Source organism: Paenibacillus sp. FSL K6-1217 (genome assembly GCF_045040735.1).
Taxonomy (GTDB): Bacteria; Bacillota; Bacilli; order Paenibacillales; family Paenibacillaceae; genus Paenibacillus_AQ.
The window spans coordinates 831,169-852,423 of the sequence record NZ_CP150271.1; the positions used below are offsets into that span (position 1 = coordinate 831,169).

The 21,255-nt window shown below is 55.2% G+C and carries 18 protein-coding genes; 13 read left to right on the forward strand and 5 right to left on the reverse strand.

Going from position 1 to position 21,255, the window contains the following annotated elements; translation table 11 throughout:
- Positions 1-125 precede the first annotated feature (125 nt).
- Both MHH28_RS03425 and rpsD read right to left on the reverse strand, forming a co-directional pair.
- Positions 126-3,122, reverse strand: coding sequence for a transglycosylase domain-containing protein (locus tag MHH28_RS03425; RefSeq protein ID WP_405111819.1), 2,997 nt, complete (start codon positions 3,120-3,122; stop codon positions 126-128).
- Positions 3,123-3,345: 223 nt separating this feature from the next.
- The gene (rpsD, locus tag MHH28_RS03430) at positions 3,346-3,945 is read right to left on the reverse strand and encodes a 30S ribosomal protein S4 (protein ID WP_405111822.1); all 600 of its coding nucleotides are present in this window, start codon (positions 3,943-3,945) and stop codon (positions 3,346-3,348) included.
- A gap of 484 nt (positions 3,946-4,429) precedes the next feature.
- Between rpsD and MHH28_RS03435 the strand changes: the two genes are divergently transcribed.
- The 5 genes from MHH28_RS03435 (at position 4,430) to MHH28_RS03455 (ending at position 9,476) form a co-directional block, all read left to right on the forward strand.
- Positions 4,430-6,436 carry a GGDEF domain-containing protein gene (locus tag MHH28_RS03435; protein WP_405111825.1) on the forward strand — a complete coding sequence of 669 codons (2,007 nt, stop codon included), beginning with the start codon at positions 4,430-4,432 and terminating at the stop codon, positions 6,434-6,436.
- Between the two features lie 97 nt (positions 6,437-6,533).
- Positions 6,534-7,397, forward strand: coding sequence for a hypothetical protein (locus tag MHH28_RS03440; protein ID WP_405111828.1), 864 nt, complete (start codon positions 6,534-6,536; stop codon positions 7,395-7,397).
- Between the two features lie 97 nt (positions 7,398-7,494).
- Positions 7,495-8,610, forward strand: a complete 1,116-nt coding sequence (locus MHH28_RS03445) for an aminopeptidase (protein ID WP_405111831.1) — start codon at positions 7,495-7,497, stop codon at positions 8,608-8,610.
- A 139-nt stretch (positions 8,611-8,749) separates the two neighbouring features.
- Positions 8,750-8,992 carry an HPr family phosphocarrier protein gene (locus tag MHH28_RS03450; protein ID WP_036695008.1) on the forward strand — a complete coding sequence of 81 codons (243 nt, stop codon included), beginning with the start codon at positions 8,750-8,752 and terminating at the stop codon, positions 8,990-8,992.
- Positions 8,993-9,173: 181 nt separating this feature from the next.
- The gene (locus MHH28_RS03455; protein WP_036695007.1) at positions 9,174-9,476 is read left to right on the forward strand and encodes a YlaN family protein; all 303 of its coding nucleotides are present in this window, start codon (positions 9,174-9,176) and stop codon (positions 9,474-9,476) included.
- A 98-nt stretch (positions 9,477-9,574) separates the two neighbouring features.
- Here MHH28_RS03455 and cax read toward each other — a convergent pair whose 3' ends face one another.
- Positions 9,575-10,645 carry a calcium/proton exchanger gene (cax, locus tag MHH28_RS03460; RefSeq protein WP_405111834.1) on the reverse strand — a complete coding sequence of 357 codons (1,071 nt, stop codon included), beginning with the start codon at positions 10,643-10,645 and terminating at the stop codon, positions 9,575-9,577.
- 154 nt (positions 10,646-10,799) lie between these two features.
- On the opposite strand from cax, the gene MHH28_RS03465 reads away from it, so the two are divergent.
- Complete coding sequence (locus tag MHH28_RS03465) at positions 10,800-11,165, forward strand: Asp23/Gls24 family envelope stress response protein (protein ID WP_019911482.1); 366 nt, start codon at positions 10,800-10,802, stop codon at positions 11,163-11,165.
- A 78-nt stretch (positions 11,166-11,243) separates the two neighbouring features.
- Here MHH28_RS03465 and ftsW read toward each other — a convergent pair whose 3' ends face one another.
- Positions 11,244-12,512 carry a putative lipid II flippase FtsW gene (gene ftsW, locus MHH28_RS03470; protein ID WP_405111840.1) on the reverse strand — a complete coding sequence of 423 codons (1,269 nt, stop codon included), beginning with the start codon at positions 12,510-12,512 and terminating at the stop codon, positions 11,244-11,246.
- Positions 12,509-12,856, reverse strand: coding sequence for a YugN family protein (locus MHH28_RS03475; protein ID WP_405111843.1), 348 nt, complete (start codon positions 12,854-12,856; stop codon positions 12,509-12,511). Before MHH28_RS03475 ends, ftsW begins: the two co-directional genes overlap by 4 nt.
- Positions 12,857-13,096: 240 nt before the next feature.
- Here MHH28_RS03475 and MHH28_RS03480 point away from each other — a divergent pair, with 240 nt between their 5' ends.
- From MHH28_RS03480 to MHH28_RS03510, 7 genes are all read left to right on the forward strand, one after another.
- Positions 13,097-14,278: an amidohydrolase gene (locus MHH28_RS03480; protein ID WP_405111846.1), complete on the forward strand. Its 1,182-nt coding sequence runs from the start codon at positions 13,097-13,099 to the stop codon at positions 14,276-14,278.
- Between the two features lie 340 nt (positions 14,279-14,618).
- Positions 14,619-16,331 carry a DNA repair helicase XPB gene (locus MHH28_RS03485; RefSeq protein WP_405111848.1) on the forward strand — a complete coding sequence of 571 codons (1,713 nt, stop codon included), beginning with the start codon at positions 14,619-14,621 and terminating at the stop codon, positions 16,329-16,331.
- Positions 16,331-18,388 (forward strand): helicase-associated domain-containing protein, encoded by a 2,058-nt coding sequence (locus MHH28_RS03490; RefSeq protein ID WP_405116817.1) that lies wholly within the window; start codon positions 16,331-16,333, stop codon positions 18,386-18,388. The genes MHH28_RS03485 and MHH28_RS03490 overlap by 1 nt, the downstream gene beginning before the upstream one ends.
- A 46-nt stretch (positions 18,389-18,434) precedes the next feature.
- Positions 18,435-18,872 carry a YlbF family regulator gene (locus tag MHH28_RS03495; RefSeq protein WP_405111851.1) on the forward strand — a complete coding sequence of 146 codons (438 nt, stop codon included), beginning with the start codon at positions 18,435-18,437 and terminating at the stop codon, positions 18,870-18,872.
- A gap of 42 nt (positions 18,873-18,914) precedes the next feature.
- Entirely contained in the window at positions 18,915-19,178 is a 264-nt protein-coding gene (locus MHH28_RS03500) for a YlbG family protein (RefSeq protein ID WP_405111854.1), read from the forward strand.
- A 65-nt stretch (positions 19,179-19,243) separates the two neighbouring features.
- Complete coding sequence (locus MHH28_RS03505) at positions 19,244-19,723, forward strand: MarR family transcriptional regulator (protein ID WP_405111857.1); 480 nt, start codon at positions 19,244-19,246, stop codon at positions 19,721-19,723.
- A gap of 159 nt (positions 19,724-19,882) precedes the next feature.
- Entirely contained in the window at positions 19,883-21,130 is a 1,248-nt protein-coding gene (locus MHH28_RS03510; RefSeq protein ID WP_405111859.1) for an MFS transporter, read from the forward strand.
- Positions 21,131-21,255: the final 125 nt, after the last annotated feature.

The window sequence follows — 21,255 nt, forward strand, 5'->3', positions numbered from 1 at the left end:
TCATGCAAGCGGAAACGTATTTAGAAAAAAGCCCGTTCCCCTTATCCCGGGGAACGGGCTTTTGAAGCTTGCTCGAAAGTGATTATTTGCAGCATGCACTACAAGGTATACAGAGTCTGTTGAGCTTAGCGGCCGGTGTTGCCTGCCGCATTAGTGGCGGCACTGCCACCGGTATTCCCGCCAGTGCTCCCGCTGCCATTGCCTGCAGGCTTCCCGCTGTTAGTACCCGTGGCCTTCCCGCCACTGTTCCCGCCGGTTGCGTTGGTACCGCCTCGCGGAGTTGAAGTCTCCACAGCAGGCGGCTGAACAATGATCATGCCCGGGTCCTCTGTACTGTCCGGGATGATTCCGGCGTCCGGTGTAGACTCAGCTTCCGGCGTAGGTTCCGGTGTAGGCGTAGGCTCCGGTGTCGGCTTGATTCCGCCAGCCACACTGCCGGAGGCAGTCTCATGTCCGGCTACGTCCACAGCTGCCACATAGAAGGTGGCATTAGCGCCTGCCGGGGTTCCCGGCCTGAAGACGGTGCTCTCTCCGGCCGGGAGAACGTCCTGCTTCTGGAAAGATCCGCCGTTCAGGGAACGGTAGAGGCGGTAGCCGACAACATCCGGCGAACCGCTCGGGGTGAAGGTAACTACAGCCTTGCCGGTACTATAGGAGACGATGACTTCTCCGGGAGCACTTGGCCCGTTGCCGTCATCCACCCGCGGATCGACCTCAGTCGGATAATCGGTTTTGGCATCCTGCGGCATGTAGTAAGACAGTGATTCATGCGACTTCATGGCCGGGAAGGCGGCACGCAGCTCTTTGACCAGCTCCTGAATCGGCTTCTCGCGCTTGACTACGATCTTCTCCTTCAGGAAATCCTCGGGAGTTCCTTCCAGAGGGATGTAATTCACCCCGTTATAAGTGATGTACTTGGCCTTGGAAATTCCGTCGTCGCTCTCCTTGGGAACAAATTCAGCATTGAACAGATCTGTTGTGAATCTATCCGTCAGCTTGGAAGGCTTCTTGCCGCTGTATGCGGAGACTGTCGCCCTGACGATGCCCTCCGGCTTGGCGAATTCCTTCGTGCTGAACAGCTCGGGACGCTTGTCAATCACTGTATTCATTACCTTGGTCCACAAGGTCTGCGCCTGACGCTTCTGCGTATCCCCTTGGAGAGTATTAACCTGCTCTTTGTATCCCACCCATATTCCCAGGGTGACATCCGGGGAATAGCCCATGAACCAGACATCCCCATAGTTCTGGGTGGAACCGGTTTTGCCGACAATCGGTACTTCCTTGAAATGCTTGTAGTTCCTCTTCACTGTAGTTGCAGTTCCGTCAGTGATTACGGTCCGCAGCATATCTGTCATCAGATAAGCAGTCTGCTTGGAGAAGACCTGCTCCGGGTTCACTTTATGCTGGTAAACGATTTTGCCCTGATAGTCAACGATCTTCTCGATCATATAAGCATCATTGAAGGCACCCCCGTTACCGATGGAGGAATAGGCGTTGGTCAGCTCTTCCACCGATACTCCGTAACGGAGCCCCCCGATAACCCCGGTCTGTGCGCTATAGTCATTATCCTGAATGGTGGTAATCCCCAGCTTCTTGGAGAAGGCCCAGGCCTTCTCAATGCCGACCTTGTCATTGAATAGCTTAAGAGCCGGAAGGTTCAGGGATTTGTTCAGGGCATAACGTGCAGTAACCAGACCCTGGTAACGGTTGTTGGCATTCTTGGGAATGTGGTAGCCTTTGCCCCCGTCCTTCATGACGATTGGTGCATCATCCAGAATGCCGGCAGGCTGAATGAGCCCTGCATTAAGTGCAGGCAGATACGCTGCAATCGGCTTCATGGTGGAGCCGGGCTGGCGGATCATCTGGGTGGCGTAGTTCATTTGCTCGATGTTGAAATCGCGCCCTTCGATCATGCCGAGAATAGCCCCGGTCTTGTTGTTGATCATCATGCCGGCCGTCTGTTCCTTGCCTCTGGCCTTGCTGTCCTTCGTGAAATTACTGCTGTCATCCGAGATGCTGTGCATCGCGCTGTACACTTTCTTGTCAATGGTGGTGTACACCCGGTAGCCGCCGGTCATCAGCTGCTGGCGGGCTTCCTCCAGAAGCTGGGGGGAAGCGGTAGCTGCATCTGCCTTGTCTGACGTACCCTGATTCAGCTTCAGCAGGATCTCGGACGCTTTGCGTTCGGTCTCCATCATGAGATAAGGGAAGGTGGCATAGGCCTTCTTCGTATGCGGAGCAAGGGAGCTCTTGATATCGAAGAGCAGCGCCTCGTCATACTGGGAAGTAGTGATCTTGTTCTCCTCCAGCATCCGGCGTAAGACCAGCTTCTGACGTTCCATCGCCCGTCCGAAGGCGGTCTCGTTGAATTCGCCCACGCCGTTGAAGGCAGAGTACCTGGACGGGAGCTGGGGCAGACCGGCAAGATATGCCGCCTGGGCCACGTTCAGCTTCTCCAGATCATTGATGCCGAAGATGCCTTTGGCGGCGGCCTTGATGCCGAATACATTATAGCCGTTGGAACCGTTCCCGAAAGGAACCTTATTTAAATAAGCTGTTAAAATTTCCTGCTTGGACAAGAAGCGTTCCAGCCGCAGCGACAGCAGGATCTCCTTCACCTTACGGTCTTCCGTGCGGTCCAGGTTCAGGAACACGCGCCGGGCAAGCTGCTGGGTAAGGGTGCTGCCCCCGGTCTGAACGGATTCATTCAGTACCTTCTGCTTGACGGCCCGCAGGGTGCCGCTGAAATCCACCCCTTTATGATTGTAGAAATTATTGTCCTCTATAGCGAGAACGGCATCAATCACAAGCTGTGGAATATCGTTGAATTCAATAAGTCTGCGGTCTTCTTCCGTGCGGAGCTGGCCGATTGGCTGTCCGTCACTGAAATAGGCAAAGCCGGTAATGGCGTTCAGCCCAACCTGCTGCTGGATTAGTTCTTCGGGCCGGACCGGGTCGTTCTTCACTATGGAAGTGACGTAGCCAGCCACAGCGCCTCCCGCAAACAGGCAGCCGAGTATACCGAGTATGAACATCCACTTCACAACTGAACCGAACCTGCGGAGCCAGGATCTGCGCGGTGGACGCTGTTTTGCGGTCTTCTTTTTCTTCTCCTCAACCATCGACGATAATCCTCCTTTTAACGGAACTATTATAGCACAATTTGGCGATTTTGAATGCGCTTCTGCCGGTAGGAGCGATTTTTTAGCAGGAACCGGATGCAAAATAACCCCACAAAGTGAGGATTAAGCTTCGGGGAAGACTCAGGTACTTTGCCGTTATGTATAAAAAAAGCTCCCGGATAGAAATCCGGGAGCTTTGATCAGATTGCGCTGTAAGCGAATCTTAACGGTTGTAGAATTCGACGATTTGCTTCTCATCGATATCCTGGGACAGCTCGGCACGTTCTGGCAGACGAAGGAACTTGCCTTCGAATGATCCGTCAGCATATTCCAGGTAACCTGGAAGGTGGGAGCGGTTGTCAAGAGCTTCCTTGATTGAAGTCATAGTGCGGCTTCTTTCGCGGAGTCCGATAACGTCGCCAATGCTTACACGGTAAGAAGCGATGTCGACTTTTTTGCCGTTAACGGTTACGTGGCCGTGGGATACCAACTGGCGTGCGCCTGCACGGGAGTTAGCGAATCCAAGACGGTAAACCAGGTTGTCCAGGCGGCTTTCGAGCAGGAACATGAAGTTTTCGCCCGCAATACCCTGGAGCTTTTGTGCTTTGGTGAAAAGAGTTTTAAACTGCTTTTCGCCCAAGCCGTACATGTGGCGCAGCTTTTGTTTTTCCATAAGCTGCATGCCGTAGTTACTGATTTTTCTGCGTTGGTTAGCGCCGTGCTGTCCTGGAGGGAAAGGGCGTTTCAGGTCTTTGCCTGTACCGCTAAGGGAAATGCCCAGACGGCGGCTGAGTTTGAATTTAGGTCCGGTGTAACGTGCCATATTATAGTAGACTCCTTTTAATAAGAAAATGTATTGTAGGGCCTATTTGCGCCGCAAATCGTATCCGTGAAAGCGTTAAATGGTTTCACACTGCACAGGGAAGTTCAGCCGCTGCCCCGGCAGTAACGAAATGCGTAGAGGGTGACACAACGTTACGCCCAATAAGACTTGTTACAGTCTTGTTCAACAATAAATATTATATGAAAATGACAGTCAAAGTCAAGCGCAACTTAAAAGAGTTTTTGTCTTTCTTTGTCGTTAGTTCTTTGGTCCTAAAAAAAATCCCGGTTTTGCGGAAAATATAATGCAATACGTAAAGAAAGGGAGTAAAATATAACTAATTGGATGTTATCGGAAAACTGTGATTTCAAATGTCCTGACTATATTTACACTATATAACGCTGGATTGGTAATGTCTCTACTATAAGAATCAGGGGGCGTACTCTGGTCTGGCCTGATTGAAGATGCAAAGGAGGTCCTCTTTATGTCAGAGCAGGAGACATACGGCCATCAGGATCGGGACAGCCGTATGCTGTTACAGGACATGAGGCAATCAGGCGGAGAGGATGAAGATCCCGCCGCCTGGCTGAAGGAGACGGATATCGTGTCGCACGATTTTCCCTACGCCGCCAGCCTGATTGCCGAGAGCTTCAGGGAATGGCAGGGACAGGGAGTCCCCTCCTTCGCGAAGACCTGGAACTGGTGTGTGCTGAATTATAAAGGTGATTGGATTGAGCCCGGCTCTGAATTCCGGCAGGGGCGCTGGAATTCAGAGTGGGAGGAAGCGGCGGGGATCTGCCTGCAGACCGGCATGATGTATGCCGCCCGGATTCAGGAGGAAGGACAAGCCTATTCAATTCTGGCTCTGCCTGTATTTACGCGCGGGCACCGGGAAATATTTGCCGTCCTTGGCTGCAGGATGCCGGCCGAGCAGTACGAGACGGGCGGAAGGCATACAGCCGAAGCGATGTCGATGCATTTCCAGACCTGCTTTTATCACCGGTTTGAGCATGTGTTTGTCTCGGATCTTGCAGGGATACAGCTGCATGCCGAGCGTGAGGGCAGCCGCCGTTCGCTGCTTTTTCAGATTGTCCAGCGCATGCACGACAATATCGATGTGGATGCCGTGCTGACGGAGGTCATTGACAGCATCGCGGCGATGTATCCGGGGGCGCGGCTTGATCTCTTCATGTCCCAGGACCACCGCAGCGCGCATCCTCAGGTCAAGCCGCTTCCGCTGAACTGGGCCGGCGATGATGTCTGTGCCCGGGCCTTCAAGGATGGCCGGGTTACGCTTCATGCCGGGCGTGAAGAGAAAGGGACTGTGGAGGTAGGGCTTCCGCTTGGCGGCAAGCAGGGGGTATACGGCGTGTTCCATATGATTATGGACAAGGCCTCCTTCCATGAGCTGGATCTCAGCTTCCTGACGATGGTCGCGGATACCGCAGGTACAGCCTTTGAGAATGCGAAGCTCTATGAACGCTCCAACCAGCTGATCAGGGAGCTGCGCATGAGCAATGAGCTTACCCAGCGGCTTAATCAGAGCCTCAGACTCGGCGATATTTTTCAGTTTGCCTTCGAAGAGCTGCTGGCGATGTTCGAGGCGGATTATTGCTGTATCCTCCATAAGAATGAAGAACGTGGCGGCCTGGAGGTGATAGCCTGCAACCATCTGCCGCTGCTGGGCGAAATAGTGGAGACCGGTCAGGGACTCGGCAGCCAGGTCTATGTTACGGGGGAGCCGCTGCTGCTCTCTGATTACAAGTATGCTGTGGAGCAGACTTCAACGCTGATGGATGCAACCGGATCACAATCGCTGATCGCTACTCCGCTGTGTGTGGGAGGAGAGGTGCGCGGAGCCATTATGCTGGCCCATAAGCAGGCCCATTTCTTCTCCTATGACAGCTACAGGCTACTGCAGGCGATGGCCGGTCATATCGGGCTGGCTGTCGGGAATGCGAGGCTGCATGCCGAGGTGCGCCGCCTGGCGAACCGTGATACGCTGACCGGGCTCTTCGCCCGCCACTATCTGGATGAAGAGATCAAGCAGCGGCAGTCCAGTGATTTCTGCGGGACTCTGATTGTGGTGGATATTGACCAGTTCAAGATGGTGAACGACACCTATGGACACCAGAAGGGCGACAAAATCCTGAAGCAAGTCAGCGACATCGTGAAGACCTCGATCCGCCAGGGGGACGTCGCCGCCAGATGGGGCGGGGAAGAGCTTGCAGTCTATCTGCCGCAGCTTGGAGTGCAGCAGGCCGTATTCGTAGGTGAGCGTATCCGCAAGCGCGTGATGGGAGAGACGGAGCCGCAGGTGACCGTATCCTGCGGGGTCGCCGAGTGGAGCTGGACCGATGACCGGGTCAGCGTCGAATCGCTCTTTTACCGGGCGGACATGGCGCTCTACGAAGCCAAGAACAACGGGCGCAACCAGGTAGTGATCGATACCAGAACTGTGGAGAACCATTCGAAGAATCCTTGGGCGTAAGCCTTAAGGATTCTTTTGGTGTATAAGCTCCGTATTCAAGGAGACGCTAGGTAGAATGCATGTACACTCTACTTTTTGCGGAAAGGGCTTGATGGCCATGATGAAATTATTATGCGTCCGTACGGGAATCCTTGCACTGCTGGTACTCTCTATCCTTCCGTCCGGCGGGTGCGCGATGATGAAGGACAAACCGGCTGCGGAGGACTTGAATCTGGTAATGGCGGGGATGGATGGCAGTGACGGAGTGTCCTTTGAAGGGGCGGCTGCGCTGCTGATCGACGGGAAGACGGTCCCTGAATCCTCGCTCTACTATGGGGGAAAGACCATGGATCATAACCAGATCAGTCTCTATTCGCTCCTGCCGGACGGCGGTCATCCCGCTGCTGCGGCGGAATCCGGTCCGCATCCTCTGAAGCAGGGCAAGGGAGATGCGCCCGTCTATTATACCCGGATGGTGAAGGAGGACGGGAGATGGACGAGGAAGCAGGCCTCTCCGGCCTTGGACGGCAGCAATCCCCTGGAAGCGCTGAATCCGCTGCGCCAGCTGGAGGAGCTAGAGAAGGTGGACAAGAAGGTGACAGAGGAAGCGGGCAGCGCCAGAGGGACCCGGGTCCTGCGGATTGAATTAACGGCAGAGGAGGCGCGCAGGCAGCTCTCGGCAGAGCTGGAGGAGAAGATGCTGGCAATTAAGCCGGCTGCCCCGAGCGGGGCTGCTGCGCCGGCTGACACCCGCGCTAAGGCATTTGCGGCTAAGATCACACTATGGGAACAGAAGCAGGCGGAGCTGCAGCAGAGGCTGAACCAGGCGGATATCCGCACGGTGTACTATCTTAAAGTGGACCCGAAGCGGAATCTGCCTACCCGGCTGACCTCGAACCGCACCCTGACCTATCCCGGCAAGGCCGGAACAAGTACGGAAGAAACCTATATTACGCAGGTGGATTTCTATGGTTATAAGTGAGCGGTTCCCTTTCCGCAGATGGCTTGCGCTCCAGGACAGGCGTGCTACAATATAACGGTATGTTTATTTTCAGCAAGAGGAAGGAAGAGAGAGACAGATGAATGATCCCCGGATTCAAAAGCTGGCGGCGAACCTTGTAGGTTACTCCGTAAATGTTCAGCCCGGCGAGAATGTACTCGTCGAAATGATCGGCAGTGAACGAGATTTGATCAAAGCTGTTGTGGAGGAGATAGGTAAAGCCGGAGGCCATGCATTTGTACAGCTGACCGACCGTACCGTTCTGCGCAGTATGCTCAAATATGCAACACCTGAAGGAATCAAGACCTGGGCGGAGATCGACCTGAACCGGATGAAGCAGATGGACTGCTATATCGGCATCCGTGCCGGTGAGAATGTCAATGATCTGTCCGATGTGCCGGAAGAGAACATGAAGCTCTACAATTCCCTGTATTCCCACCCGGTACATAGCGAAGAGCGCGTCAAGCGCACCAAATGGGTAGTCCTGCGTTATCCTAACGCCAGTATGGCCCAGCTTGCCAACACGAGCACCGAGGCCTTTGAGGACTTCTACTTCGCAGTCTGCAACCTGGATTATGCCAAAATGGACAAGGCCCAGGATTCGCTGGCTGAGCTTATGCGCAGAACGGACAAGGTGCGTATCGCAGGTCCCGGAACAGACCTTACATTCTCTATCAAGGGAATCGGGGCGGAGAAATGCTCCGGCCAGAAAAATATTCCTGACGGAGAAGTGTACAGCGCGCCTGTCCGGGATTCCGTGAATGGAACGATCAGCTATAATGCCGCATCGATCTACAACGGCGTGACCTTCGAGAATGTGAAGTTCACGTTCGAGAACGGCCGGATCGTAGAGGCTTCCAGCAATGATACGCTGCGCCTGAATGAAATCTTAGATTCCGACGACGGCGCGCGCCATATCGGCGAGTTCGCCATCGGCTTCAACCCGTACATTCTGCATCCGATGAAGGATATTCTGTTCGATGAGAAGATTGCCGGCAGTCTGCACTTCACACCGGGCCAGGCTTATGATGTGACGGATAACGGCAACCGTTCGTCCATCCACTGGGACCTTGTCCTCATTCAGCGTCCCGATTACGGCGGCGGCGAGATTTATTTCGACGATGTGCTGATCCGTAAGGATGGAATTTTTGTGGTGCCGGAGCTGGAAGGTCTGAATCCGGAGAACCTGAAATAAAATGATACAAAAGCAGTGCTTACAAAAGCGCGCAAGGCTTGTTTCCAAGAAACACCTTGCGTGAGTAAGCGGATTCAATGTATCATGGAATTGGTAACAAGTGAACATAAGTTTATAATCAAGTTGCGGAGGGATTCCTATGTCCAACAATGCGGCAATCGTGGATATTGCACAGACAGCAAGCCAGTTTAATTCATCTATCGTTCTTCAAGCGGACAACAAGTACATTGATGTCAAGAGCATCCTTGGCTTGTTCACTACCTTGGTATCCAGCCAAAGCTATGAGCTGCACGTACATGGCACAGATGCCGAGGAAGCCAAGAAAGCCATGAGCGAAGTTTTCGCCAAACACAATTTGAATTTTACAGTAGTAGCAGAGTAATTGAAGATTCTCCTCAGACGTCCGGCCTTGCGGCTGGGCGTCTTTGCTGTGGAACCGGGTGCTTTTGCAGGAACTTCAGCAATAACCCAAACTGCAATCTTGTATTAGGTCCTAATTTCGACTAATATTAAGAATAATAAGCATTAGCAGCTGTAACTTTTGGACATGGGGGGGAAAATGCATGACTTCATCGGATTTGCAGGAACAGCTCAATATCAAAGCAATCAATCTTCTTCAAGAAGATGCCGATAAAATTCAGAAGCTCATTGAAGTACAGATGGAGAATTTGGCAACCCGTTACTGCCCTCTCTATGAGGAAGTGCTGGATACCCAGATGTACGGCTTCTCCCGAGAGGTCGATTTTGCGGTCAGAGCAGGGCTGGTGCCAGAGCTTACAGGCAAGCAGGTGCTGAGCAAGCTCGAACGCAATTTGGCTGTACTGTATGAGGCACTGAACAAGAAGGCTGAGGAGCGGGAGATGTAAGTCCCGGTCATTCATAGAAAACGCACATGAAAGACCCCGGGGTCGATCATGTGCGTTTTTTTATACAAATATAAGAAGGTATAAGCTGTGCGGCTGCTTCACACCAGATAGAACGATACGCCGAGAATCATGTAGACCGCCAGCAGCAGCAGACCCTCGTACCAGTTAGTTGCGCCGTCCTGGATAATCGACTTGGCGATGAACACCGATACGGCAATGGCTACGATCTCAATCGTGGTGAAGACAATCGACATGGTGTTGCCCATGAAATAACTGGCGAAGATCAGCACAGGGGCGACGAACAGGGCAATCTGCAGACTGCTTCCTACGGCGATCTCGACAGCGGCTCCGATCTTGTTCTTCATGGCGAGCATAATGGCAGCGCTGTGTTCTGCGGCGTTACCGATAATCGCTACGAGGAAGGCGCCGACGAACAGCTCACTGAAGCCGAAGCGCTCGGTAAGGGTCTCCAGCGTCCCGACCAGCCATTCACTGACGAACGCGACCATCACTGTGGCAAGGACCAGATAGAGGATCGAGCGGTTCCGTGACCAGACAGGGGCATGCTCATTCGGCAGTTCTTCCGCTCTATCGTCCGTAACATCCGCCAGATATTTCTTGTGGGTAATCATGGAGAAGACCAGCCAGGCGAGGTAGGCGGCAATCAGCAGGCCGGCGACGACAAGGCTCAGCACATTGGTGTCTTTCTCGGTAATAGAGTGGGTGTTGAAGAACATGGCCGGGACGAACAGGGCGATGACCGCAACAATCATCAGTGAGCCGTTCAGACCTGCGAGTGTGACATTGAAGTTCTGAACCTTGAACTTCATGCCCCCTGCAAAAATGCTAAGTCCGAGCACGAGCAGCAGATTGCCGATGATCGAGCCGGTCAGACTCGCTTTGACCATGTCAAACAGCCCTTCCTTGACCAGGAAGAAAGCGATAATCAGCTCGGCTGCATTGCCGAAGGTGGCGTTCAGGAACCCGCCGAGCCGCTGTCCGGCATAGTGGGCTACGCTCTCTGTGGCCCGGCCGAGGAAGCCGGCCACGAAGATGACCGAAACGGCGGACAATACGAACTGAAGGGTATGATCCCAATTCGCGTAATGCCCTATGGCGCTGAGGATGAAGCTGATGACCAGCAGCGCCGGTGAGATCCATTTTTTCAAGGGGAAGCACTCTCCAGTCTCTATATGTAGGTTGATTTCATAATCAATATACCCAAATTGTTCCTGGCTGTAAACGGGGGTGAGAGAAAGTCATTTGCTTTTTAGCCTGCTTTGGAATTACAATAATTGATAATGAGAGTAGGGGGGATATGGCATGGCAGAACAGCTTCAACTGGAAATGGGAAATATACGGATATCGAATGACGTAGTCTCAAAAATTGCCGGCCTGGCCGCGCTTGAGACTCCCGGAATTGCAGCCATGTCTGGCGGTTTGTCAGAGGGCTGGGCAAAGCGCCTGAGCGGCAAGAACGTGCAGAAGGGTGTTACTGTCGAAGTGGGCCAACTGGAAGCTGCAGTAGACTTACGCATCATCGTACTGTACGAAACGCCGATTCATGAAGTGTGCCGCATGCTTCAGCAGAATGTCCGCGAGGCTGTGGAGAGTATGACAGGGCTTCACATCGTAGAGGTTAACGTTAAGGTCGAAGGCGTGGCATTCAAGAACGACGAGATTTCTTAAGCACAATTATATTAGACATCCATGCAAAAGGCAGTCCGGAGATATTCCGGACTGCCTTTCTGTTCAATGTGCCACCCCTTAGCGTGCACGGGTGCCGGCACTTCTGTTGTTGCGCACCTGTCTGACTGTAGTCACGGACTTCACCACTTCCTCTTTGGCTGGACGGTTGGTCTCCCGTGAGATGCTGAGCATGATTCCCATGCAGAGCATGGTGACAAGCAGGGAGGAGCCGCCATAGCTGATAAAGGGTAGTGTAACCCCTGTAAGCGGAATCGTATTGGTCACACCGCCGATGTTGATGAAGGCCTGAATGGCGATGAGCCCCATGATGCCGATGCCGACCAGGGTACCGAAGGGATCGGTGCACCGCAGTGAAATCAGAATTCCTCTCCAGATAAAATACAGATAGAGCAGCAGGAACAAGGCGGTTCCGACAAATCCCAGCTCCTCACCGATGACGGAGAAGATAAAGTCGGTATACGGATACGGCAGATAATGCAGCTTCTGGATACTCTGGCCGAAGCCGGAGCCTTGTGTGCCCCCTTCGCCGATAGCGATCAGGGATTGCATGATATGATAGCCGCTGCCCTCGGAATTGGCCTGCGGGTCGAGGAAGGCTTCAATACGGCCCTGTCTGTAATCCTTCTGAACCTCAGCCTTCTCGGTGGGCGGGGACAAGGAATCAATGGCTGCCTTCGCGCCTATGACAAGGGCTACCCCCAGAATCAGCAGAGCGATCGATCCCATGATATGCTTCATGCTGGCGCCGCCGGCATAGATGACAAGCCCGCTGGTCGCTACGAGAATCATACAGGAGCCGAAATCCGGCTGCAGCATAATCAGTCCGGCTACGATGCCGACGATAATCATGACAGGGATATACCCTGTCCGCAAATCGCGCAGACGTTCGCCCTTCTTGGTGATCAGGGCAGCCAGATAGAGAATGATAGAGATCTTGGCCAATTCGGTCGGCTGAATCCCCAGAGTTCCGATACTCATCCAGCTCTTGGCGCCGTTAATCCCCTCGGTGGTCGCTACGAAAAGCAGCAGGACCAGTGTAAGTACGAAGATCGGAGCATACCACTTCTTGAACTTGCTGTAGTGGATATTCATTACGACGAACATAATGAAGCTGCCCAGCACAGCCCAGACCAATTGTCTTTTTACGAAAAAAAACGCATCATTGCTGAATTTGCCGCTGGCAAGGGTCAAGCTGGAGCTGGAGCTGAACACCATAAGCAGGCCGAAGCCCACGAACAGCAGGGTAAGAATAAGCAGCTGGAAATCGGGCGTCCCTCTTTTGGGCGTGCTGGCTTTGGCGGCCGTCTTTCCCCTCGCAGTACTCAAGCTTCGAGCAGCGCTTTCAATTCATCGATATGCTTCCGGGCCGCCTCAAGCACCGGCTGAGGCACCGGAGATTCGTACTCCAGCCCGTGGGGGAAGGTGGCCTTGCCCAGATATACGGCTTCAATCGCCAGCACCGCGTCCGCCTTCTCCAGCTTCCCCTCGACAGCACGGGTATTAATGCGCAGGAAGTATTCGCCGCCGTCCTTGCGGTCTTCTATCTTGCAGTCGTAAGTCGCGCGGTAGTATTCCCATTGCCATCTGATGAAGCCTGCCTTGGAGGCACTCTCGTCGAGATAAAGAAGGTCGCTCTTCAGTCCTTCGAGGCCCGTGTTCTCAAATATCATAGCGCACAACTCCCCTTAATGAAGTATAATGATTCATTTGTAATTAAAATTTGCTATTGTTCTTCCTCATGATAGTCTGTTTCCCGGGGTTGTGCAAGATAGAACGGGCTGATCGATACCTACTTTTTTGCGTTTCTGCTACAATAAAAGAAAGTTGGCAGGCTGCGGAGCGGGCAGAGCTGAATCGCTTGTACCGCAGGCTTATCCGCAGGATGCTGCCAGAGAAGGGAATGGGGAGTAATGGAGAGGCTAGAGATCGGGGAGCTGCTTCCGGAAATGGTCAAATGGCGCCGCCATCTGCACCGTCATCCGGAGCTGTCCTATCAGGAGAAGGAGACCTCCGCCTATGTCGCAGACAGGCTTACTGAGCTGGGGATTGAGATCCGGCAGAGTACAGCAGGCTACGGATTGACAGGTATACTTAAGGGCCGGGAGTCTGGCAGAACGGTAGTTCTGCGTGCAGATATGGACGCGCTGAATATTACGGAGGAGAGCGGCCGGGAATATGCTTCACAGCATCCCGGGGTGATGCATGCCTGCGGACATGACGGGCATACCGCCATGCTGCTGGCTGCCGCAGCCTATTACAGCTCCCGCCGGGAGGAGCTGAAGGGAGAGATCCGCTTTCTGTTCCAGCCGGCGGAAGAGATCTGTCCCGGCGGCGCAGTGGGCATGATTGCGGAAGGCGTGCTTGCGGGGGCGGATGCCGTCTACGGGCTGCATCTGTGGACACCGCTCCCGCTCGGGACGGTAGGCAGTGCGCCGGGGCCGCTGATGGCCTCAGCCGATGAGTTCTTCATTGATCTGATCGGCCGGGGCGGACACGGCGGTATGCCCCATCGTACAGCAGACAGCATTGTGGCCGGTGCGGCTCTGGTCACCGGGCTGCAGACGATTGTCAGCCGCAACGTTGACCCGCTGCGCCCTGCTGTCGTCAGCGTGGGAACGATTCAAGGCGGTTCAGCCCAGAATATCATTGCCGAGCGCTGCCGGATTACCGGGACGGTGCGGGCATTCGATGAAGAGACGCGTCATCTGATCCGCCGCCGGATTGAAGAGCTGGCGGCCTCCGTAGCCGCAGCGTATGGTACAGAGGCGAAGGTGGATTATCTGATGGGGTATCCGCCGCTGGTGAACGACATTGCTGAATATGAACGCTTCGCCCGTGTTGCCCCCGGGGCGCTGGGGGCAGATGCCCAGGTGATGCTGATGGAGAAGATTATGCCGGCGGAGGACTTCTCTTATTATGTGCAGGAGATTCCCGGCTGCTTCATCTTCGTCGGCGCAGGCAATGCGGCCAAGGATGCCGACTATCCGCACCATCACAGCAAATTTGATTTCGATGAGGATGCCATGCTCTACGGTGTGAAGCTGCTGGTCGCTATGGCCGACTCCTGCCTGAACGAGCCGCCATCTGTATAAATGTTACCGCTCCAGGAAAAACTACTCTCAAATGCCATGGATACGTGGACAGGAGGGTTCCTTCATGAAGATAGTCAAAGAAGTGATGACCGCGCATCCGGTGTCGGTCACTCTGCTGGACAATATCTATGAGGCCGCTGAGGCGCTCCATGCAATCTCGCAGCGGCAGCAGCTGCATTAATAGAATGACGAATGGCTCATATCCGTTAGGCGGAGGTGGGCTTTTTCGTTATCTGGAGGGCTAAATGAGCAAATGAGGAGCAGAAGCGCCCTATAATGCTGGCTGCCAACAGAAGCAGGGGAATAATGGTCAGATCTTAGCACACAAGGAGGGAACAGGATGAACGGAGCAGAGGCGGGGCCATGTATCACACGGAACGACTGGACGATTCTGCTGGAATGCGGACATCCCGGATTTGAGGAGGCGCGGACGGCTCTAAGCGGATTCGCCGAGCTGGTCAAAAGTCCTCCAGCCTACCACACTTACCGGATCACGCCGTTGTCACTATGGAACGCCGCAGCCGGGGGACAGTCTGCGGCAGAGGTCATTGAAGGGCTTCGCAGGCTGTCGAGGTGGGGGATTCCTTCCGGACTTGAGGGTGAGATGGAGCTGCTGATGTCCCGTTACGGAAGCTTGCGCCTGCATACCGATGAGAGTGACCCGCAGCTTGTTGTGTTAACCGCTGACCGGGCCGGTCTGCTGGAGGAACTGGAAGACTCTGAGGAGCTGAGGGAGCTGGGGCTGCACCGCACAGGAGAACAGGAGAGCCATTGCCCCAAGATAAACCGGGGCCTGCTGAAGCAGGAGTTGACCAGGCTGGGGTATCCGGTTCTTGACTATGCCGGTTACCGGGACGGTCAGCAGCTGAAGCTGGCCTGGCGGGAATTCGTAAGCGGGGCGGCGGGGCGGGGCGGCGCTGAATTCAGGCTCCGGGATTATCAGCGGGAGGCTGTCGTTAAGTTCCAGGGGATCGGCGGCCATGGAGGCAGCGGTGTGGTCGTGCTGCCCTGCGGGGCAGGCAAAACGGTTGTCGGCCTTGCGGTGTTGGAGCAGCTGCAGTGCGAAACGCTGATCCTTACTTCAAGCACGACTTCAGTAGAACAGTGGCGGGAAGAGCTGCTGCTGCGGACCACCCTGAGCACAGACGAAGTTGGGGAATATACCGGGGAGCTCCGGGAGGTGCGGCCTGTGACTATTGCGACCTATCAGATGCTGACCCACAGACGTTCCAAGGGCGGGGCGTTCGTCCACATGAATCTGTTCCAAGAACGGAATTGGGGGCTGATTATCTATGATGAGGTCCATCTGCTTCCGGCGCCTGTCTTCCGGGCGACCGCAGATATTCAGGCTACGCGGCGGCTGGGGCTGACGGCGACACTGGTCCGGGAGGACGGGCGGGAGGGCGATGTGTTCTCCCTGATCGGCCCGAGATGCTACGACCTGCCCTGGAAGGTGCTGGAGCAGCAGGGGTGGATTGCGGCTGTGGATTGCATCGAGGTCATCGTCCCGATGAACCAGAAGCTGCGGCAGCAATATCTGTATGCCGGAGCGAAGGAGCAGTTCCGGCTGGCGGCAGGCAATCAGGCCAAGGCGCAGGCGGCAGCGCAGATTGCAGCATCGCATCCCGCAGCGGCGATACTGGTGATCGGCCAGTATCTTGACCAGCTGGAGCAGCTGGCGGCGGAGCTTGCAGCCCCGCTGATCACGGGCAAGACTCCGCAGAAGGAGCGGAACGCGCTCTACGCCGCCTTCAATGAGGGCAAGGTGCCGGTGCTGATCGTCTCCAAGGTGGCGAACTTTGCTGTGAATCTGCCGGATGCCTCGGTGGCGATTGAGGTATCCGGCGCCTTCGGCTCCCGGCAGGAGGAGGCGCAGCGGCTGGGCCGCATCCTTCGGCCGAAGCCCGGGGATAACCGGGCGTATTTCTATACGCTGGTCACGGAAGACAGCCGGGAGCAAGACTTCGCCCTGCGCCGCCGGATGTTCCTGACGGAGCAGGGCTACGAATATGGGGTCCGTGTGCTGGACCTGGAGGAAGGAGCTGTTCTGTGATGGAGCTGATACCGGTATCACCGGCAGAGGATGTTAGTAATCTGTCTGCGGACGCCTGTGAGGTGCTGCTGCGGATAGCGGCCGCGTATGCGGCTTCGCCGTGTACAGCGGATGCTGTAGAGCGGCTGCGGCCTGAATTCCTGTGCAAGGCCGAGCAGGTGCTGGCCCTGGAGGAGCTGCTTCACGCAGGGATGCTGGAGCTGCGGCAGAAGGTCTGGGGCGAGCGGCTGTATCAGATTGCGGCACAGCAATACCCCCTGGTCCTGCGGAGCTTCTGGGCAGGCTGTCCGCAGGTGCGGGTGGAAGGGGCAGTCCGGGTGGAGCTTGCCGCCTGTTCAGAGCTGACAGGAGAGATATTTCAAGGGCTGCTGTTCATAGCGCAGGAAGGCCTGCCTCTGACGTCCAAGGGAGTGATACATAAGAAGCAGCTCAGCCGGTTAGCCGGACGGCTGTCCATACCGGAGGAGCCTCTCGCCCTGATTCGGTCGTCCTCAGGTCCGCTAAGCTATCCGCTGCAGGTGGCAGTAATTATGGATCTGCTGGGCGCGCTGGGGCTGTTGACCTCCGGCAACAGCGGGTATGGCATAGACAGAACGATGCTGCAGCGCTGGCTGGCTCTTCCCGCACAAGAGATGGCGGACACACTCTACACCTTGATCATCAGCCGGTACGGCGCTCCGCTGCCTGAAGACCAGCATTTCAGGCATTTGCTCTCGGCAGCAGCGTTTAAGGCGGATGAGTGGTATGCGTTAGCGCCTGTTCTGAACTGGATGAGACAGAATGGTCTTGCCGGGGAGCCGTCTGAGCCGGGGGCGGCAGGGACTGGCTCAGGACTTAATCAGACCGCCGTTGACTGGATTCGCCTTCTGGCCGGCTTCGGCTGGTGTGAGCTGGGAACTTCGGCGCAAGGGGAAGAGTGCTTCCGCTGGAAGATAGTGAAGCCGCAGCTAACGGGGGAGATGCCAGGAGGAACTCCGCAGACAGACATCAGCCATATCGTGTACAGCACCGCTGAAGCTCAGGATACTGTCCACGGCGCGCCGAAATCCGCAGAAGCTGAAGCGGTCCCGCTGCCGCCAGCACCGGCTTCAGCGTCCCCCGGCTTCATTGTTCAGCCGGATTTCGAGGTGCTGGTCCCGCCGGAGGTCCCTTATACGGTCCGCTGGATCTTGGCCGGGTGCGCGGAGCTGCTGCACCACGAGGATCTATGGAGCTTCCGGCTGACCCGGGAGCGGCTGGAAGCCGCAGCGGATCAAGGCAACGCTCCGGGTGAGGTGATCTCCTGGCTGAGCGCCCATGCCGCCGGAGGACTGCCGGAGCAGGTCGCGCCGGCGCTCCGGCAGTGGGCCAGAGCCATCGGGCGGACCGAACTAACGGAGGTGCTCCTGCTGTCCTGCGCCGGAGAGCAGGAGGGCGAGGATATCGCCGCCCATCCCCGGCTGCAGGACATCGTTACCCGGATCGGCCCGCTCCACTTCATCGTCCGGCCGGAGGCAGCCGGGCAGCTGCGCAAGGAGCTTGCAGCCGCCGGTCTGGCGCCGTCCGTAAGAGCCGGGGAGGTGAACGGGGCAGCCGGGCAGCAGCGGCTGTTCGAGTTCGAGCCGTCTGGACTGAACGGGCCCGCTCCGCGTTACGAGCTTCCTGCCGCAGCCGGGGAACGGGGCCTGCTGGGAGCGGCCCCCTCCCCGAAGCTCCTGCCGCTGGATAGAGGCGGCCCGGCAATGCTGGAGCTGCCGGGTGAGGAGACCGTACCGCAGATGTGGTTCAATCAGTGGAGGCAGTATCATATCACCACCGCGCAAAAGCTAATGGAGCAGGCATTAAGCTGGGGAATCAAGGTCCGCCTCTCTTGCCGGGGCCAGGCGGCGGACTTCATTCCCGAGCGGATCAGCGGACGTCCATGGAGGGTACGGGGCGTTCTGCTGCCTCCGGGAACGGAGACGGGAGAGGAGACTGAGCTTGCAGCGGAGGACTGGCAGGAAATCCAGCTGCTTCATCCGCTCAGGCACAGAAATTCTTCTTCTGCTGGGGCGGGCGGATATGTTATGATGAAGTAGTCTACCGCTGCGGTAGAACATTAAGCACAGAAAAGAGTTGGAGTTCATGAGCGTAGCGGAATTAAATACGGTTGATATGGCCGAAGTGCTGACATACGCCTATGAATTAGGCGATATGATTAATCAATCCGCAGAAGTGTCGGATTACCTATACTGGAAGGGCCAGGTGGATACCCATCCCGAAATCCAGGCCATGATCAAGCGGCTGCAGAGCAAGAAGGAGCTGTTTGAGGAGACACAGCGGTTTGGTCATTTTCACCCGAACTATCATTCAGCCAAGGATGAGGTTGCGGCTGTAGAACTGGAGCTGGAGCAGTTCGAGGCGGTGATCCGCTTCAAGAATGCGGAGAAGACGCTGGATGATATTCTCCATTCCATGTCTGAGGCAATCGCATTCTCAGTCTCGGACAGCATCAAGGTTCCAAGTAACGACCCGTCCCCTAAGGGCGGATGCGGCAGCGGCGGCAAATGTTCTTGCGGATAAGCTGACCCATGAAGAGACAGAGAAAGAGAGGCGGATGAGCTTATGTTTGCGGAACGGACAGGTTATATCGTATGGGTTAGCGACGTCAAGGCGGCGCGTAATCTGGAGAAATACGGCACGCTGCACTACGTTTCCCGTAAAATGCACTATGCAGTAATGTACGTCAATGCTGAGCGCGCCGAGGAAGTCATGAAGAATGTCCGCAGACTTTCCTATGTGCGCAAGATTGAGCGTTCTTACCGCAATGAGCTGAAGACGGAATACACCAGCAGCGGACCGGACAAGTCCCGGTACTTCGGTCTGTAATTCTTGTATAGCAGTTATTTTAGACAGGCGCCGCTGGCGTCTGTTTTTTTGGAGGGGGACCGGTAATGAATAAAGAGGAACAGGTCTTAACCGCTTTCCGGGAGTTATTCAATAAGATGACCTGGCTGAATAAGTCGAAGATGGAGAGCAGTCTGAAGGGCAACAAACCCTCTGAGGTCCACTGTATTGAATATATCGGAAGACATACAGACGTCAATGTGACCAAGCTTGCAGAGTCCTTGTACATGACCAGAGGGGCGATCAGCAAGATTACACGGAAGCTCCTGCACAAGGGGCTTATCGAGAGCTACCAGAAGCCGGAGAATCAGAAAGAAATCTATTTCAGGCTTACCGGTCAAGGCAGGGCTGTGTATCAGGTCCATGACGAATTGCACCGGGAGTTCCGGGAGCGGGACAAGCCTGTGTTTGAACAGGTGACCGACAGCCAGTACGACAGCATGCTCCGCTTCATGGAGAATTACAACAGACATTTGGATGAAGAAATTAAGCGGCAGGAGCTGGAGAACAGCACCGGAGAAGAATGATTTTCCTTATATCTCTATATTTCAGGCAGAGCTACATCCCCATTTCACCCGGCAGGGTGTTTTTTTATGAGAATTATTTTGTTTCCCCGGAATCAAAAATGTGTTAGAGTGGTATTGTTTCTTAGGAAACAAATAATCAGCTCTAAGGAGAGAAGATAGATGCCCACTTCCCGGCCGGATCACCATCATGATCCACATTCAGAACCAAAAATAGAAAAACACGCGCTCCTATTCGGACTAATCTCTGTATTTTTATGCGGAATCGGCTTCAGTATCATTGCTCCCGTAGTCCCTTTCCTGGTCCAGCCCTATGTTAGTGATCCCGGACAACAGGCGTTGATGGTTACCCTGCTGACTGCAGCGTATGCGGCCTGCGTGTTCTGTGCGGCGCCTGTGCTGGGAGCGCTGAGTGACAAATACGGCCGCCGTCCGCTGCTGCTGCTCTGCTTGCTTGGCTCTGCCGCCGGGTACTTCATCTTTGGCCTCGGAGGGGCCTTATGGGTGCTGTTCGCCGGGCGGATTATCGAAGGAATTACAGGCGGGAGCATCAGCACGATATTTGCCTATTTTGCAGACATCCTTCCGCCGGAGCAGCGGACCAAGTATTTCGGCTGGGTGAGCGCGGTGGTGGGGGCGGGTACCATTATTGGACCGGCGCTCGGCGGATTGCTGGCCAAATTCGGCTATTCGGTGCCGATGTATTTCGGAGCTGCGGTAACTTTGGTGAATGTGGGCTATGGCTTCTTCTATATGCCTGAGACCCTGGAGAAGCAGAAGCGGCTGAAGGAGATCTCCTGGCTGAGGCTCAATCCCTTCTCGCAGCTTGCAAATCTGCTGTCCATGAAGAACTTGAACAGGCTTCTGGTGTCGGCGTTCCTGCTGTGGATACCGAATGGATCATTGCAGGCCATCTTGTCACAGTTCACGGTGGATAATTTCAGCTGGAAGCCGGTCATCATCGGCCTGATGTTCTCGATCATGGGCTTACAGGATATTCTGTCCCAAGGATTCATAATGCCGAAGCTTTTACAGAGATACAGTGACAGACAGATCGCCCTGCTCGGAATGGTCTCGGAAATTGCGGGCTACGCCTTATTTGCCCTGTCAGCCTTGTTCGCCTTTTATCCTCTTTTTATCGCAGGGATGTTTATCTTCGGCTTCGGAGATTCGGTGTTCGGACCTTCGTTCAACGGGATGCTGTCCAAATCTGCCGCAGCGGGCGAGCAGGGACGGGTTCAAGGGGGCAGCCAATCGATTCAGGCACTGGCGAGAATGATCGGGCCGCTGATTGGCGGACAGCTCTATGTATCACTGGGACCGGCTGCACCGGCATGGATGGGGACGATTCTCATAGCAGCGGCGATACCCGTGCTGTATAAGATGAACCGGGCGGGAACCTTGTCGTAATAAGTCATGTCGATGACAGCGATATCAGTATGCACAGAACGGGCAGCTGAGGTTTCGCCCTGCAAGACTCCCGGGGATGGCGGTATGCTTGAACAACGGCCGTCAATGCGGTAAGATTGACAACA

Excerpts from the sequence above, each read along its gene's own strand:
- MHH28_RS03505 (WP_405111857.1), top strand. The coding sequence starts at position 19,244 with ATGAATAAAGAGGAACAGGTCTTAACCGCTTTCCGGGAGTTATTCAAT.
- MHH28_RS03485 (WP_405111848.1), top strand. The coding sequence starts at position 14,619 with ATGAACGGAGCAGAGGCGGGGCCATGTATCACACGGAACGACTGGACG.
- MHH28_RS03445 (WP_405111831.1), top strand. The coding sequence starts at position 7,495 with ATGAATGATCCCCGGATTCAAAAGCTGGCGGCGAACCTTGTAGGTTAC.
- rpsD (WP_405111822.1), bottom strand. The coding sequence starts at position 3,945 with ATGGCACGTTACACCGGACCTAAATTCAAACTCAGCCGCCGTCTGGGC.
- MHH28_RS03490 (WP_405116817.1), top strand. The coding sequence starts at position 16,331 with ATGGAGCTGATACCGGTATCACCGGCAGAGGATGTTAGTAATCTGTCT.
- MHH28_RS03500 (WP_405111854.1), top strand. The coding sequence starts at position 18,915 with ATGTTTGCGGAACGGACAGGTTATATCGTATGGGTTAGCGACGTCAAG.
- MHH28_RS03440 (WP_405111828.1), top strand. The coding sequence starts at position 6,534 with ATGATGAAATTATTATGCGTCCGTACGGGAATCCTTGCACTGCTGGTA.
- MHH28_RS03425 (WP_405111819.1), bottom strand. The coding sequence starts at position 3,122 with ATGGTTGAGGAGAAGAAAAAGAAGACCGCAAAACAGCGTCCACCGCGC.
- MHH28_RS03435 (WP_405111825.1), top strand. The coding sequence starts at position 4,430 with ATGTCAGAGCAGGAGACATACGGCCATCAGGATCGGGACAGCCGTATG.
- MHH28_RS03475 (WP_405111843.1), bottom strand. The coding sequence starts at position 12,856 with ATGATATTTGAGAACACGGGCCTCGAAGGACTGAAGAGCGACCTTCTT.
- MHH28_RS03480 (WP_405111846.1), top strand. The coding sequence starts at position 13,097 with ATGGAGAGGCTAGAGATCGGGGAGCTGCTTCCGGAAATGGTCAAATGG.
- MHH28_RS03510 (WP_405111859.1), top strand. The coding sequence starts at position 19,883 with ATGCCCACTTCCCGGCCGGATCACCATCATGATCCACATTCAGAACCA.
- MHH28_RS03450 (WP_036695008.1), top strand. The coding sequence starts at position 8,750 with ATGTCCAACAATGCGGCAATCGTGGATATTGCACAGACAGCAAGCCAG.
- MHH28_RS03465 (WP_019911482.1), top strand. The coding sequence starts at position 10,800 with ATGGCAGAACAGCTTCAACTGGAAATGGGAAATATACGGATATCGAAT.
- MHH28_RS03455 (WP_036695007.1), top strand. The coding sequence starts at position 9,174 with ATGACTTCATCGGATTTGCAGGAACAGCTCAATATCAAAGCAATCAAT.
- MHH28_RS03495 (WP_405111851.1), top strand. The coding sequence starts at position 18,435 with ATGAGCGTAGCGGAATTAAATACGGTTGATATGGCCGAAGTGCTGACA.